At 52.5% G+C, this 13,986-nt stretch carries 15 protein-coding genes and 1 tRNA gene; 6 read left to right on the top strand and 10 right to left on the bottom strand.

The genetic code is table 11. The features are described 5' to 3' along the window. Positions 1–103 precede the first annotated feature (103 nt). Entirely contained in the window at positions 104–979 is an 876-nt protein-coding gene (locus tag R2K26_RS02025) for a serine hydrolase (protein ID WP_316518504.1), read from the bottom strand. A gap of 198 nt (positions 980–1,177) precedes the next feature. Here R2K26_RS02025 and R2K26_RS02030 point away from each other — a divergent pair. From R2K26_RS02030 to R2K26_RS02045, 4 genes are all read left to right on the top strand, one after another. Next, positions 1,178–1,254, top strand: a tRNA-Arg gene (locus R2K26_RS02030). A gap of 265 nt (positions 1,255–1,519) precedes the next feature. Next, positions 1,520–2,929 (top strand): sodium:alanine symporter family protein, encoded by a 1,410-nt coding sequence (locus R2K26_RS02035; RefSeq protein ID WP_316518505.1) that lies wholly within the window; start codon positions 1,520–1,522, stop codon positions 2,927–2,929. A 218-nt stretch (positions 2,930–3,147) separates the two neighbouring features. After that, complete coding sequence (locus tag R2K26_RS02040; RefSeq protein ID WP_316518506.1) at positions 3,148–4,581, top strand: dockerin type I domain-containing protein; 1,434 nt, start codon at positions 3,148–3,150, stop codon at positions 4,579–4,581. A 59-nt stretch (positions 4,582–4,640) separates the two neighbouring features. Then, the gene (locus tag R2K26_RS02045; RefSeq protein WP_316518507.1) at positions 4,641–4,796 is read left to right on the top strand and encodes a hypothetical protein; all 156 of its coding nucleotides are present in this window, start codon (positions 4,641–4,643) and stop codon (positions 4,794–4,796) included. Between the two features lie 351 nt (positions 4,797–5,147). Here R2K26_RS02045 and R2K26_RS02050 read toward each other — a convergent pair whose 3' ends face one another. From R2K26_RS02050 to R2K26_RS02060, 3 genes are all read right to left on the bottom strand, one after another. After that, on the bottom strand, positions 5,148–6,068 hold the full coding sequence (locus tag R2K26_RS02050; RefSeq protein WP_316518508.1) for an Abi family protein: 921 nt from the start codon (positions 6,066–6,068) through the stop codon (positions 5,148–5,150). Positions 6,069–6,312: 244 nt separating this feature from the next. Continuing rightward, positions 6,313–6,447, bottom strand: a complete 135-nt coding sequence (locus tag R2K26_RS02055; protein ID WP_316518509.1) for a hypothetical protein — start codon at positions 6,445–6,447, stop codon at positions 6,313–6,315. Positions 6,448–6,921: 474 nt separating this feature from the next. Next, positions 6,922–7,140, bottom strand: coding sequence for a helix-turn-helix transcriptional regulator (locus R2K26_RS02060; RefSeq protein ID WP_316518510.1), 219 nt, complete (start codon positions 7,138–7,140; stop codon positions 6,922–6,924). A 447-nt stretch (positions 7,141–7,587) separates the two neighbouring features. On the opposite strand from R2K26_RS02060, the gene R2K26_RS02065 reads away from it, so the two are divergent. Further along, on the top strand, positions 7,588–7,863 hold the full coding sequence (locus R2K26_RS02065) for a hypothetical protein (protein ID WP_316518511.1): 276 nt from the start codon (positions 7,588–7,590) through the stop codon (positions 7,861–7,863). A gap of 182 nt (positions 7,864–8,045) precedes the next feature. Here the strand turns inward: R2K26_RS02065 and R2K26_RS02070 are convergent, their stop codons facing one another. The 6 genes from R2K26_RS02070 to R2K26_RS02095 all read right to left on the bottom strand — a co-directional run bounded on the left by R2K26_RS02070 (position 8,046) and on the right by R2K26_RS02095 (position 12,658). Further along, positions 8,046–8,801, bottom strand: a complete 756-nt coding sequence (locus R2K26_RS02070) for a sigma-70 family RNA polymerase sigma factor (protein WP_316518512.1) — start codon at positions 8,799–8,801, stop codon at positions 8,046–8,048. Between the two features lie 251 nt (positions 8,802–9,052). Further along, complete coding sequence (locus R2K26_RS02075) at positions 9,053–10,933, bottom strand: AAA family ATPase (RefSeq protein ID WP_316518514.1); 1,881 nt, start codon at positions 10,931–10,933, stop codon at positions 9,053–9,055. 277 nt (positions 10,934–11,210) lie between these two features. After that, positions 11,211–11,441: a hypothetical protein gene (locus R2K26_RS02080; protein ID WP_316518515.1), complete on the bottom strand. Its 231-nt coding sequence runs from the start codon at positions 11,439–11,441 to the stop codon at positions 11,211–11,213. A 3-nt stretch (positions 11,442–11,444) separates the two neighbouring features. Next, positions 11,445–11,750: a hypothetical protein gene (locus tag R2K26_RS02085; RefSeq protein ID WP_316518516.1), complete on the bottom strand. Its 306-nt coding sequence runs from the start codon at positions 11,748–11,750 to the stop codon at positions 11,445–11,447. Between the two features lies 1 nt (position 11,751). Then, positions 11,752–12,411 (bottom strand): Rha family transcriptional regulator, encoded by a 660-nt coding sequence (locus R2K26_RS02090; RefSeq protein ID WP_316518518.1) that lies wholly within the window; start codon positions 12,409–12,411, stop codon positions 11,752–11,754. 37 nt (positions 12,412–12,448) lie between these two features. After that, positions 12,449–12,658 carry a DUF739 family protein gene (locus R2K26_RS02095; protein WP_316518519.1) on the bottom strand — a complete coding sequence of 70 codons (210 nt, stop codon included), beginning with the start codon at positions 12,656–12,658 and terminating at the stop codon, positions 12,449–12,451. A 158-nt stretch (positions 12,659–12,816) separates the two neighbouring features. Between R2K26_RS02095 and R2K26_RS02100 the strand changes: the two genes are divergently transcribed. Then, entirely contained in the window at positions 12,817–13,500 is a 684-nt protein-coding gene (locus R2K26_RS02100; RefSeq protein WP_316518520.1) for a S24 family peptidase, read from the top strand. Positions 13,501–13,986 lie beyond the last annotated feature (486 nt).

The following is a 13,986-nucleotide window of genomic DNA, read 5'->3' on the forward strand; positions in this document are numbered from 1 at the left end:
GCTGCGAAAGGACGCTCGATACGGAAAATACGGAGCATACGGTAACGGCGCCGCACAGGGTAAATTATCTCTGTGCGGCGCCGTTTTGCTTGTGATTCAAATTTTAAAGCTGTGGGTAGATCTCCTCAAAGACGGCGCGCAGCAGTGCACCGGCATCGCGGCTTTCGGCGGTGACGGTGACAACGGCGTTTTTGTCGCGCATCAAAATGACGAACTGGCCGTATTTGCCGTCGGCGCGGAAGGAACCCTCGGGGCCTGCCCAGAAGAGGTAGCCGTAACCCTCGCTGCCGTTTTCGACCTGTTTTGAGGTCGCTTCTTTGACCCACTCGGCGGTGATGAGCTGCTTGCCGTTCCATTCGCCGTTTTGCAATAATAGCTGACCGAACAGGTGCAGCTCGTCAATGGTGAGGAACAGACCGCCCGCGCCGAAGGTCTGACCGTTCGGGTCATTTTCCCATGTGGGCAGCTGAATGCCCATCGGCGCGAACATGCGCGGCATCAGGTAATGGACAAGGTCGCAGCCCGCGCGGCGCTGCACGAGAATGCCGGCAAGGTATGGGCCGACGTTGTTGTACACGAATTTTTCGCCCGGCGCGTACACGAACGGCTGACGAAGCGCAAGGCGCACCCAGTTGCGGTCTTCATAGTACGGGCGTTCGCCGCCCATTAAAAAGCTCTTTTCCTGTCCGAGACACATGGTGAGCAAATCGCGCACCGTGGCGGCCTTTAAGTTGTCGGAAACGATTTCGGGTAGGTCATCCTTGAATGTGTCCGTGAGCTTTTCGTCGATGGAGAGCAGGCCCTCTTTTTGCGCAATGCCGACTGCCATAGAAGTAAAGCTTTTGCTTGCGGAATACACATTGCGGCGGCAGGCATCGTCCCACAGCTTGCGGGCCAGCTGCGTGCCGTTTTGCGAGACCACAACGCCGAGTGCGCGAAGCGGCACTGCACGGCTTTCAAATTCGGTAAGATCGATCATAGTAAACGCCTCCTAAATGAAATCGAGTTGGTGTAAAGGGAACGAATAAAGTCTTTGGTCAAACAATACCACAATAAAAATGCCGATGCAAGTATTTTTGGCTAAAATAAGATTTTCGGAGAAAATTTGAAGTTTTTTTAAAAAAGGGGTTGACATATTGCACTTTTGAGCTTATAATAATGAAGCTGTTTGAGAAATGCGCTTGTAGCTCAGCTGGATAGAGTGACTGGCTACGAACCAGTAGGTCAGGGGTTCGAGTCCCTTCAAGCGCGCCAAGGAATCCACAAAGATTTCGGTCTTTGTGGATTTTTTCTGTTTTAAAATAGATTTTATCGGTTAAAAGATTTATAAAGCTGAATGTATTTGGTTGATTCAACAAATTACTTTTGTCTTCCGACCTTGTGCGAAAGAAATACGCATTTTTACTTGCTACATCTTGCATATGTGTGTATAATAAAAAATATTATTCTGCGTTTTTCGACTTTGCCTGACAGAAAAGTGAAAAACGCATTAAATTTGAGAAACGAAAGTTGGAAGATCATGTTAGAGATCATAGCTGCCGTAAACAAAGCGGTGAACGATTTTATCTGGGGTGTTCCGGCCATGGCCTGCATCATCGGCGTAGGCTTGCTTTTAAGCTTCCGCACGCGCTTTTTGCAGATCCGCAAATTCCCCTATGCCATGCGCACCACGGCAGGGCGCATGTTCCGAAAAAAAGATGCCTCGGACGGTTCCATGACGCCGTTTCAGGCTGTATGCACGGCGCTGGCCGGCACAGTGGGCACGGGCAACATTGCCGGTGTGGCGGGCGCTATTGCGATAGGCGGCCCGGGCGCGGTATTCTGGATGTGGTGTTCCGCACTGCTCGGTATGTGCACAAAGTTTGCGGAAGTTACGTTGGCGGTACATTTTCGTGAGCGCAGCAAAACCGGCGAGTGGGTCGGCGGGCCGATGTATTACATTAAAAACGGCCTCGGTAGGCACTGGCAATTTTTGGCGGTGCTGTATTCGCTGTTCGGCGCGCTGACGGTGTTTGGTACCGGAAACGCTACGCAGGTGAACACCATTGTAACCGCTATCGATACGGCGCTGACGCAGTACAATGTGATTGGCGCGGACCACATTCCCACGGTGAACCTTGTCATCGGCATTTTATGCGCAATGCTCGTTGCCATGGTGCTACTGGGCGGCATCAAGCGCATCGGCAGTGTGAGCGAAAAACTCGTGCCGTTTATGGCGCTTTTGTATGTGCTTTTGGGGCTTGGCGTGGTTGTCCTGAACATTACGCGTCTGCCGGAGGTACTGGCATCGATCGTTGTTGGCGCGTTTAACCCGAAGGCTTTCACGGGCGGTGCCATCGGCAGTCTGTTCATCAGCATGCAGCGCGGCGTTTCCCGCGGCATTTTCTCCAACGAGGCCGGCCTCGGCACGGGTTCTATCGCGCATGCCTGCGCCGATACGAAAAAGCCTGTAAAACAGGGTGTGTTTGGCATTTTTGAGGTTTTTGTCGATACCATCGTCATCTGCACATTGACGGCGCTTGTCATTTTGTGCAGCGGCACGGCGGTGAATTACGGCACTATGGCGGGCGCAGACCTGACGATTTCCGGCTTTACGACGACCTACGGCAGTTGGGCTTCCATTTTCTCTGCGGTCGCTCTGTGCTGCTTCGCGTTCTCGACCATCATCGGCTGGGGCCTTTACGGCTCGCGTTTTGTGGAATTTCTGTTCCGCACCAGTAAGGCCGTGCGCCCGTTCCTCGTCATTTATTCGTTCGTCGCAATCCTCGGCGCAACCGTCAACCTTGACCTGCTGTGGAACATCGCCGATACCTTTAACGGCCTGATGAGTATTCCGAATCTTATCGCGTTGTTATTGCTTTCCGGCACGGTGGTGAAGCTGACAAAGGAATTTTTTGCGAAAGAAGACGGGCGTAAGCTCAAAAAATAACAGAAAAATAACAGATAGTATGCGGAAAATTGCCGGGGCAAGTGCGCTCCGGCGATTTTTTGTATGTGAAAATGTCGTAGAATCGCCCGAGCCATTTGGTGAGTTTGTTAGAAAGTTGCAAAATATGGCAGAGATTGCCGAAAAACTATTTAAATGTTCAACGGATTACGATATACTCTTGTCAAGAAGTTTGTTCGGCGCAGAGAGGGGACGAAAACATGAAAAAACGGCGATATTTTGCGGGTGCTGCGGCAATTCTCTTTTTACTTTTGCTTTGCGGATTTGCCCCGCAGAGCATCACGGAAGACAAGGATGCGCAGGTTTTACTGTATGAAACTTATGGTGAAAGCGAGATACTGGTCTACACCGGTCGTACGACGGTGCTGTATCGCCCGGACGGTCGTTCTGCCGAAGCACCGTTTAACGGGCAATATGCCGTTTTGCATGGCGATACCGTGACGGTTTTCGCCGAAACGGAGGAGTTCCTTGCCGTGGAGCGCTTCAGTGCGGAAACACTGGAGGAAACAGACCTGTTCGCTTTGCCTGTGACGAGCGGCCTGCGCTTTGCGGAAAGCGACAGCGCGGGCAGGCTTTATGCTGTTACCTACGGCGCGCCGAGTACATTGCAAGTGTTTGACGCAGCGGGTGAGCCCCTAACGGAATTCATGTTTGAAGACAAAATTTTCGGCATACAGACGGTGGATAGTACGCTTTATGTGCTGCTTTCGGAAAGTGCCGTGCAGCTTTCGCTTGCGGGAAATGTGCCGACACTTTCCGGCACGGCGTTTACCTATGCGCCGGCTGCGCGGCCGTATAAGCTGCTTGGCAGCGACGTGTACGTCAACATGCAGGGCGAAGTGCGCCTGTTTTCCGGAGAAGAGTGGGCGGAAGACACGATCGTGACGGAGGCCGTTTTGAGCGGCGACATGCTCTACTGGCTTTCGGACACCTCGGAGGTCTCGCGCGTGTGCCGCGGCGACAAGGCGGAGTTCTTCACGCTTTCCGGCGAAGCGGCTGCACTCACCGCAAATGCAGCGATCATCTGGCAAAACGGCGCACTGTGCAGAGAGCCGTTCGGTACATTTGTGCAGCCTACGCCCACACCTTCGCCCATCCCGACACCTACGCCGGAGCCGACCGCGACCCCAAAGCCCTCTAAAACGCCGAAGCCGACGGCTACCCCAAAATCGAGCACGACGCCGAAACCGACGGCTACACCGAAACCGAGCACGGCGCCGAAGCCAACGGCTACATCGAAACCGACCGCCACGCCGGATCCGGATGTCACGGCGAAGTTGCGTGTTTCCGGCCACATTTTGTACGCAGAACCGGGTGTTACGGCAGCAAAGCTACGGGCAGCGTTCCCACAGGCGGAAGTGGAAGTGTACACGTCATCCTCCGCAGCGGCCTCCGGCAGGCTGAAAACCGGCATGAGCGTGCTGATCGACGACAAGCTGTATACGGTCATTGTGCCCGGCGACATCAACGCTTCCGGCACCGTGAATACGGCCGATATGCGTCTTTTGCAGCGTGTGCTCGTCGGGGAGACGGAACTGACCGACACAGCTGCGCTTGCTGCCGATTTAAACGAAAACGGCAGGCCCGATGCCGCAGACCTTGTTCTGCTCGACGCCAAAATGCAGCGGGACTAAACCGCATAAAATGGAGATGCCATGGACATAAAAGCCGACGCATATATTGCTTTGACGATGTGTATTATGTCGTCGGGCAGATCAGAAACAGAGGCGGCGATTCCATAGCGCTTATGTTCCGCTTTGACCCGGGAGCGCGCAAGGCCGAGTATGTCGCCTACGCAAATGTAGGCGAGGGCACATGGACGGGCTATGGGGCTAATCCCATGGGTTGAAGCAAATTAAAAGCCCCCATCAGCCTTAATTTCAGCGCGATGGGGGAGAGAATGTTCAAAAATAGTCATTTGGATAAAAAGAAAAACCTCAGAAACCGAAGTTCCTGAGGTTTTGGTGGGCGCTAACGGACTTGAACCGGGACGAAAGGTATTTTTGAGGGAAAAAAGCCTTTTCAAATCTTTAAAAAGCCCAGTGTTTATGCGGGTTTTATTACTTGTAGGTAAAAGGGTGCTTTTGCCGCTTGCGGGTGAAAGTGTGTTATAAAGTGTGTTGTTTTTTCGGGCACGGAAGCGGTGTGCTGCCGTGTTGTGCCCCTATAAGCTCTGCCGGCGTTTTGTCGGCGGGGCTTTTTAGCATTCAAGAATATCTTTCCAGTTTTCAGGAAATCCCATTCGCTTTTGTATTTTCGATGCTGTTTTACTCGGCAAGGTTGAGAAGTGCGCAGTGAGAACGGCGTCTAAGCCTATGACGAAAGATTTGAACTCTTCTTTCGGGAGAAGATAATGCAAGGCGATCACTACGGCGAACAGATCCTGCTTACCGTACATGTAGACCGTACCACGCTTCGGAATTTTCAATTCGGCATGAATGGGCATATCGTCGATGGTCATGCGTGGCTTAAAGGCGTATACGCGTTCGCCATGCGCACAGATATTGCGAAACTTGGTGAGAACCTGAAGCATGGAAGCAAGCGTTTTAGGGTTAACAGGGCCGCCGAACTGCCGCGCGATTTGGCTTTGCAGCTTTGGCTGTGAAAAGCTGTACATTTTCGAGATGTTGCCAAAGGTCAGCGCGTGGATTAACACCCAAAACGGAACTTCTCCGTACTTCGACAGGTTGTAGGAAATATATTCATGCTTCGGTTTTCTGAGTTGGTCCAGCACCATGACAAGGTATTCGTTTACCTGATTTTGATGCTGCGCATAGTTGTAGTTGTTGGCGTTCAGATAGTCTTTTTGGCGATCTCCGTAAAGGGAGCAAAACGTATAAGAATAAAGGGATTTCATGTGTCGCTCAATACCAACTATTTGATGCAGGAACATATCGCGCAAAGACTGGTCAAGCATATAAAGGACGACGATGTGCGTGAATTCTGTGCCGGGTATGTAGTTATCGTTTGGCCCGATCTTGAAAATGTCTTTGTATGCGGAAACACCGGCATAGTAGCTATACCGTTTCAAAGCTGAAATTGCGGCTTCTTCATCGGCGATGACCAGACCTTTTTTCTTTAGGTGTTCAATTTGTTCTTCGTAGGTGTAGAACTTCTTCATGCTAACTCCTTGATAAACAAAAAAGCCCCTACGCAAAGCGCAGAGACTTTTCTGGGGTTGCAGGCCCGCAGGCTACTGCAACACAATCACTGAAAGAAATGATACCATAGATTATGGGCAAAAGTCAATACTTTTTGCTCAAATTCCGGTACATTCTTTCCGCTTTATAGCTTATGCGTTTTGGTCGAAATATATGCGCTGTGGTTACGTTTTTATTTGCGGCTTCCGTATGCAAAGCCGAGAGCTATATAATAAGCCCCCATTCCTTTTTGCAGTCCTCCAAGGTGTAGGAAACGTCTTTTTCGGGGTCGTTCTCGTACTCGTCTACGAGTTTTTCGCAGAAAGCGGCATCTTCAAGCTCCGGCGTTATTTCAGGCATCGGGCTTGACCTCCTCATATTCTACCAGGTTGCCGGGTTGGCACTGGAGCAGGGCGCACAGGCGGTCAATATCATCTCTAAGCGAATTTGCTGAAACAACGTCACCTTTTTTCTCGTATGACAGAATGGAATTAACCGCGTCGCCTACTACCAACCGGGCGATAAGTACATGATTATCGTTGCTTTTGTCACGAAGCGAAAGTTCGGAAGCGGCACGCGTGCAGCTAATTTGTGCCCGCCGGTTGAGCCGAACCAATTTCGATGAGCAAGGCAATGACACCGGCGGCATAAGGTAACACCGATGTTCAACTCGCGCTCCTTTTGCGGAAAATAGGAACGGGGAAGAATGTGGTGCGCGTTTACGCCAACTGCTCCACCAATCCGGCATGTATGTCCGTCTCTTTCTTGCACCGCATGAGACCATTCGCTAATATTGGGGTATTTTGCTTTTAGTGGTAAAGCCATGCTTTCCCCTTATATCCGTTCATTCGTGTCGTTCATGATGAATTCTGCGGAGAAGGAGCAGTTCAGCGCTTCGGCGATCTCGCGCAGCTCCTTTTCAGAGAAGTTATCACGAGACATTTTATTTGACATGTTCTGACGGGACTGCCCGGTCAATGCGGCGAGCTGGGCGATGGTCATGTTTCTGCGGTTCAGGATCACCTTTATTTTTTCTCCCATTGTTAAAGACATAATAACACCTACCTTTTTCTAACTCTAATTATAACGTGTACATTATAAAATGTCAATCGTCAAAAATATTTTTCAAAATAAATTAAAAAGTTGCAAATAACGCTTGACAAACGAAACTTTTTAGTGTATACTATAATCACAAGGTAAGGGAAACGACAAAGCCGGGGTTAACGACTTGAAAGCCCTCAGATAGGTGGAATATAGCAGCGTAAGCGTCCTGGCTCCCGAACTCTTGTTAAAGCCCGACGGTTCGACGGCTCCCAGAGAAAGCCGCCCCGGTAGGTACCGGGCAAACACCGGTTAGTCAGTGAACCAGAAACATGACGCTTCGCGGATTGACGCGGGGGAGCGGCATAACCCGTTCTTCCAAAAGTCCGAGCGCCGCCCCTCGCATCGGGGGCAAGCCCTTCGGGGCGATAACGCAAACGACGGAAAGGAGCAGCAACCATGAGCAAGAAAGACCTGAAGAAAGCGGTATACCGTCTGCGGGAGCTGGAAGCGCAGGCGGGGGAGATCGCGCAGGAGATCGACATGCTGAAGGACGCCATTAAAGCGGAGATGACTACGCAGAACGTAACGGAAATGCAGGTGGACGTTTTTCGCATCCGCTGGGCGAGCGTGCAAAGCTGCCGATTTGACAGCGCCGCTTTCAAGCGTGCTATGCCGGACCTGTACGGCAGCTTCCTTCGGCAGACGGAGACGCGCCGGTTCTCGGTACAATGAAAAATCCCCCTGCAAAGCTCCGGTAAAGCGATGCAAGGGGAAAAGCCGCTGAAACGGCAGCCGTTAAAACGACCTTAGACACCCACAGTATAACACAACAGCCCCCAAACAGCAAGCCCCCGCAGCCGAAAAGAACGGTTGTGGGGGTGTTGTTTTTCCCGCGCGTACTCGTGTCATGAAATTCACTTAAAGCCGTGGAAATCGCGTTCCAGAAGCTCTGTGACGCGCTCGGGGTTGCTGCCTTTAGCGCTCCATGCGGAGAACGACGTGGAAACGGAATAAGCGTATTCTTCCCGGAAGCCGTTTAAAAGGCGGCGGGCTTCGGGCTTTCGCATGTTGCGCAGCGCCCGGGATTCCAACTGCCGCACGCCCGCTTTCGTTATGCCGAGCGTTTCGGCGCACTGCCCGCGCGTCTGGTTCAAGTAGAAACGGGTCTTCAAAACGCGCTGCTCTACCGGGTCGCAGGTCTCCCGCATGGCGGTTTCAAGCGCCGTGTGCAGGGCGGCGGTGTAGCAGTCGTCTTCCACGTCCGTGATCTGCTGCGCCGCTTCCGGGTCTTCTATCGCGTCGGAAAGCGGGGCGTCGTTATCTTCACCGGCGGGCGCGTCAAAGCTCAGGCAGTCGTCGAGCGGATTGCGCTTCGTATTTCCGTAGCCCAAAAGCTGGGCAAAGGCGTTTTTCAGCGGGTAGGAAAGATAGGTGGTGAATTTATACGCCCGCTCCGGCTTGAACGCCGCAAGAGCTTTTCGGAACGCGCAGTAGGTCTCTTGCTGGAGGTCTTCAAGTGTCACGCCGCGCCTGGAGAGCTTCGCGGGGTCGTGCCTGCGGTAAACGTGCCCCGCCGCTGCCATGCAGAATGGCTTCACCGCTTCCCATAAATCAAAGAGCGCCCGCCGGTCACCCTGCCGCGCCAATGCGGCAATCTGTTCGTTTGTCATGAATTCTCCTTTTTTTGCGTGAAACACGAAGGGCGCAGAGGTTAAGTCTTGTACAAGTCTTGCACGCTTTCCGTCAGAGAGACGCAGAGTGGTCAAATCTTAACTTTTCCCAGTGTTTATGCGGGCCCCAAGATTTGACACTGTGGTCAACTCTTGATTTAAGTCTTGTCACCTGAACACTAAGTCTCGACCACCCTGACAAATCTTGAGAGATAGATATAATCTATATTTTTTTAAGATTTGACCACTTTTCAAGTGTCTGACGGTGGGGTGTATGTATCGGGTTCGGAAAACTCGGTCTTTTCCACGACCCAAGGAGCGCCTTTGCCGCCCGGTTTCACGCGTATGGCAGAGGATGCGCACAGGTCTTCCTTTGCCCAGCGTATGGTGCGGAACGTGTAACCGTACTCTTTCAGCTTGGCTTCCATATCCTTTACCGCCATGCTGCACTCGTTTTCGTCCAGAACCTGCAAGAGCGCTTCTTTGCAGTCATTACAAAGCGTAGGGTTCTTGATCTCCGCCGCTGCCGCCAACATGTATTCCCGGTCGCGCTTCATGCTCGTTCCGCTGCGGTGGGGTTGACCGGCTTCGTCTATCGTGAACAAAACGGTCTCCTGCAAAGAGGCGTAGTTATTCTTCTCGTTCGAGAGGTAGCGCACGCCGGCTTCCTCCGTGTAGCCCATCATCAGCACGGAACGGGCGATGTCCCACAGGTCGGCGGTGTCGGCAATGCGGTCGCGCCCGGAAGCACCCTTGCGCTTGTTTGTATGGCAGATGATAAGAAACGTCGTGCCGTATTCTTCACCGAGGGAGATCAGCGGCGCCATACAATCGCGCATGGCGTTGCGGCTTCCCATGTTGATCTCCGGCGGAATGAACCCCTGCACGGGGTCGAAGACGCACAGCGCGGGGCGGAAGCGGCGGATAAACGATGCCATTTTGTGCGTGCCGAACTTGAAGTCCCGCAGCAGTCCTTCTTTGTCGGCGAGAAAATCGGGCGTCAGCACCTTCGTTTGGTCGGCTCCGGCTTCGCGCAGCTTGCGTTTTAGCTTCTGGCGCACGCTGTCCTCTGTGGTGAGAAACGCAACGGAAAGCGGCTTGCGGTCCGTGTCGGCGGTGTCGAGCAGGCTCTTTCGTCCGCTGCTCAATGCGGCGACGATGTTGCACCACAGCGTGGTTTTGCCCGTGCCGCCGTCGGCAGCTAATAAGGTGATTTGCCCTTTCGGCACCCAGCCTGGAATCAGCCACGCGGCTTCCCGCTCGTCAAAATCGCTGAGGGGGCGGAAGCACTCGAAAAACGCGTCCTCCGGGCTCTGTGCGGCCTCTTGTGCCGCTTCCGCATTGTGCGGGGTATAAACGGGCGTGGTGATCTGCAAGGCTTCCAAGCGGCGCAAAACGTCCTTTTTGCTGCCCTCCATGTCCACGACGTCGGAAATATCGCCGTGCGGCTTTAAATCCGTCCATTCCTGTGTGAGGTCCAGTATTTTCACTTCTGCGGCGTGCCCGAAAAGCGCCTGTGCTGCCCGCTCTGCGAACGCTTTGCCGGGCTCGTCGTTATCTTCAATGATCGTCACGCGCTTGCTTTCGAGCGCTGCGGTGAAATTCCCGTGCCATTTGGATGCGGCGCCGTCCGGCACGGAGACCGCCGTAAGCCCTATGCGGCGCAGTGTTTCAACGTCCTTTTCGCCCTCCACCATATAAAGCTCGGGCTTATCTGCCGCTTCCCACAGGTTGTAAAGTACCGGCTCCGCGCCGCCGCGCCCGATCTTCATCTCTTTGCCGTCCTTGTGCGACCACACGAAGGTTTTGCTGTCGCTTTCGGTGCGGTAGCGGGTCTTGCGGTACAGAAACGCCCCGTTTTCGTCGGTGTAGTCGTACTTCGCCACAAATTCGCGCTTTTCCTTCCGAGGCTTTTCTTCCTTTTTGAGAGATTCTGAAAAGAGGTCGGCGACCGTGATGCCGAGCGCCCCGCAGATTTTCTCCGTCGTGCATCCGGCGTGGCACTTTAAGAGCACGCGCCCGTTTTTGCCCTCTGTGACGGATAAGCTGTTTGATTTGTCTTCATGTGCCGGGCACCGTGCGGAACCGCCGTGGACGTTCTGCAGGCGTGCCTTAATTTCGTCTAAGGTCAAATTTTCACTTCCTTTTCAAAAAATGCCGAAAGCGGCGTTCAGCGCGCCGCTTGTGTTTATAGCTTTCTATCCCACACCAAAGCCGTGGTGAACAGCCTGCGCGCGTAGCTCAACGGCATGTGCTGCATCAGCTTCATGCTAGCGTCTATGCGTCCTTCCCGGCTATCTGCACTTGACTTTTCCGCCGGTTCGTGGTATCGTCTGGGTGAGGATTTATTTGTCTTTGCGTCTCGCTCGGTTGCCGCCGAACGGGGCGCTTTTTTTGTCCGGGGGTCTGTTACTTGCGGCATGACGGCAATGTTCCTTTCGCAGAAAAATAATCTATAAGCTCATTGCGGGGAATTTCTAAAAGCTCGCCGATGATTTCCATTTCATCAATTGTCCACGGCTTGTGCCCGTTGATGCGGGTGCAGACGTAGTTCACGCCGCGCCCAATGGCTTTTACAATGTCCGTCTGCGTTATGCCGCGCTCGAACATGCGGCCTTTTAATTTGTTCCATTTGACCATGGTTCACGCTTCCTTTCTGTGTGCGCCCGTCTTAAACAGGGCTTCGGCTTCTTTTCGCTCGGCTTCGGTTGCTTTGTCGATGTTCCGGATAAGCCAGTGGCGGAGTTTGTTGACCGTGTGCGGCACGTATTCTTGTTTCTCGTAGAGGTCCGGACGCTGTAAACGGCTTTTCAGCGCGTTTAATTGCCAACGGAAGTCCGACATGACGGGCACGTCTACGACGGGCACGGCCTGCCCTTTGAACCGCGAAAGACCGATGACCGGATATTCTTTCCCGCCTATGGGGTATGTACCTAATGAATTCTGCATGTTATTTCGTCCTTTCTGTAAGTAATACCGCTTTCATCGCTTCATAATCCACGCCGACGGCGTACAGGCTCGCAACGGCGTTTTCCTGCTTCTGGTAGGCGGAAAGCTCGTCCGCGGTCAGAAGATCCACCGCCCGGCGTTTGCTGCCCGGGGCGCGTTCCTTCCTGATCTGCGCCGCCGTCTTGCCGAAAGCGGCTTTGTACGCCAAATCGGTGTATAGCTTGTAGTCCCAGCGGTTCGCCCCCGGGTTATCGCGTATCATGTCCGTAAGGCTCCGCCGCTGCGGCTTGCCCTCTGCACGCAGCTCGCGGCGCTTTGTCAGTTCGGCGCGCATGGCGTAGAACTCTTTTACCAGTGCTTTTTTGAACGCCTTTACCGGCTCGGTATTACGCAGGTATGTAATCAAAAGCGTCGCTTGCTGTTCGTTTAAGTGGTAGAGCTTTTCGGGTCGTCCGCGACCGTCTTCGGAAATTATTTTAGCGTTTTTAAAACGCAAAATTCCAAAGCTTTCCAGATCGGTTTTGTAGCGGCGGATAAGGTCAGAAACGACTTTTCGCTTCACCTGTGCGCATTCCGCTATGATTTTGTCCGTGGTGTACGGTTCGTGTTCGCCCGCTTCCAGAAACACCAGCTTCGGAAGCGGTGCTGCTTTGTGGGTCATGGATTCCTCCTTTTGTAAAAGTTAAACTAAATTGAACTTACATAGCAAAAAAATAAGCGCTGATCTCGTCTGCATTGATAGAGAGAAGTTCACAGGCTTTGACGATCTCAGACTGCTTCCACGTTACTTTCCCCGATAATTTGCGGGAAATCGAGCGTTCGGAAAGGTCGAGCTGCTTTGCGAAGGCGCGCTGTGTTCCGAACTTCTCAACAACACGTCCGCGCAGCTTAGAATAATTGTACGACATCTTGTTCACCTCCTTAGTTCAATGATTTTGAACAATTATAGTCTAACACATGCGAAAAGGCTTGTCAATACAAAAGTTCAAAATTTTAGAACTTTTTATGTTTAACTATTGAACTTTAGTTCAAAGTATGCTAATGTATAGACATGAGGTGATAACACATGAGGAAAACAAACACTGCTGAACGGCTAAAAGAACTTATGCGTATTCGTAATTTAAGACAGGTGGATATTCTGAAAGCTGCCGAACCGTATTGCGATGCTTTTCATGTGAGATTGAATAAGAACGATTTAAGCCAGTACGTAAACGGCAAGGTTGAACCCGGTCAAGAAAAGCTGTACGTGCTCGCGCAGGCGTTGAAGGTCAGTCCGGCGTGGCTTATGGGCTATAACGTTTCCATGGAGGAGAGCGAAAACGAAGGTTCCGCTTCCGAAAGCGGAAAGACGGTGCACGGGGTTCGCATTCCTGTTCTCGGTACAGTGGCGGCAGGTCTGCCGATTGAAGCCGTGGAAGACATTCTGGACTTTGAGGAGATCCCGCAGGAGCTTGCAAACACCGGCGAGTTCTTTGCCTTGCAGCTTAAAGGAAACAGTATGGAGCCGCGTATGTGCTCCGGCGATGTTGTTATTGTACGCCAACAGCCGGACGTGGAAAGCGGAGAAATAGCCGTTGTGCTGGTGAACGGCAATGAAGCCACGGTGAAAAAGCTCATCAAGAAAGAAAACGGTATCATGCTGCAAGCGTTCAACCCGGTCTATGAACCTATATTTTACTCCGCGCAGGAGATAGAGGAACTGCCCGTGCGTGTCATTGGCAAGGTCATCGAGCTTCGCGGCAAGTTCTGACCTGCTTTCAATGAGGTGAGTTCAGTTCACTACATGCAATAGGTTCGGTGCTGAATATCGCTCCTCTTGCTCGATGACCGTACTCTAATTCCGCTCACCCAACGGGGTAAGCCAGATTGACCCCCATGCACCGGCAAGGGTATCGATTTGACCGACACCCTAAGCCGAACTTAGTCGTTCTCTATAACGAGAACGTGGATAGAAATGTGCAAGCTGCATACACACGCTATACACACGTTCGAAAATTTTTGTCCACACGCGCCAGCGCCTGGAACGATAGGAAATATCAGACTTTACGGAAATACAAAACACTGCTTTGTGGACAGTTTGCCTTATGCCCTGCACCGCTTTCACGTTAAAGGGGTGGGGGATGGACCCCCATACCCGTGTTGGCGACCCGGTGCCGTCCAGCGCCAATTTACCCCCGTAAGGGGAAGCAGGAGGGGGTGGTCAGAACGGAAAAAAGGGAAAAGGCGGCGCACGACT

It is taken from the genome of Neglectibacter sp. CSJ-5 (assembly GCF_032490475.1).
In the GTDB taxonomy this organism is placed as follows: domain Bacteria; phylum Bacillota; class Clostridia; order Oscillospirales; family Acutalibacteraceae; genus Hominenteromicrobium; species Hominenteromicrobium mulieris.

Bases quoted from the DNA above. Each gene is read 5' to 3' on its own strand.
- R2K26_RS02025 (WP_316518504.1), bottom strand. From the start codon at position 979: ATGATCGATCTTACCGAATTTGAAAGCCGTGCAGTGCCGCTTCGCGCA.
- R2K26_RS02035 (WP_316518505.1), top strand. From the start codon at position 1,520: ATGTTAGAGATCATAGCTGCCGTAAACAAAGCGGTGAACGATTTTATC.
- R2K26_RS02040 (WP_316518506.1), top strand. From the start codon at position 3,148: ATGAAAAAACGGCGATATTTTGCGGGTGCTGCGGCAATTCTCTTTTTA.
- R2K26_RS02050 (WP_316518508.1), bottom strand. From the start codon at position 6,068: ATGAAGAAGTTCTACACCTACGAAGAACAAATTGAACACCTAAAGAAA.
- R2K26_RS02055 (WP_316518509.1), bottom strand. From the start codon at position 6,447: ATGCCTGAAATAACGCCGGAGCTTGAAGATGCCGCTTTCTGCGAAAAA.
- R2K26_RS02060 (WP_316518510.1), bottom strand. From the start codon at position 7,140: ATGTCTTTAACAATGGGAGAAAAAATAAAGGTGATCCTGAACCGCAGA.
- R2K26_RS02065 (WP_316518511.1), top strand. From the start codon at position 7,588: ATGAGCAAGAAAGACCTGAAGAAAGCGGTATACCGTCTGCGGGAGCTG.
- R2K26_RS02070 (WP_316518512.1), bottom strand. From the start codon at position 8,801: ATGACAAACGAACAGATTGCCGCATTGGCGCGGCAGGGTGACCGGCGG.
- R2K26_RS02080 (WP_316518515.1), bottom strand. From the start codon at position 11,441: ATGGTCAAATGGAACAAATTAAAAGGCCGCATGTTCGAGCGCGGCATA.
- R2K26_RS02085 (WP_316518516.1), bottom strand. From the start codon at position 11,750: ATGCAGAATTCATTAGGTACATACCCCATAGGCGGGAAAGAATATCCG.
- R2K26_RS02090 (WP_316518518.1), bottom strand. From the start codon at position 12,411: ATGACCCACAAAGCAGCACCGCTTCCGAAGCTGGTGTTTCTGGAAGCG.
- R2K26_RS02095 (WP_316518519.1), bottom strand. From the start codon at position 12,658: ATGTCGTACAATTATTCTAAGCTGCGCGGACGTGTTGTTGAGAAGTTC.
- R2K26_RS02100 (WP_316518520.1), top strand. From the start codon at position 12,817: ATGAGGAAAACAAACACTGCTGAACGGCTAAAAGAACTTATGCGTATT.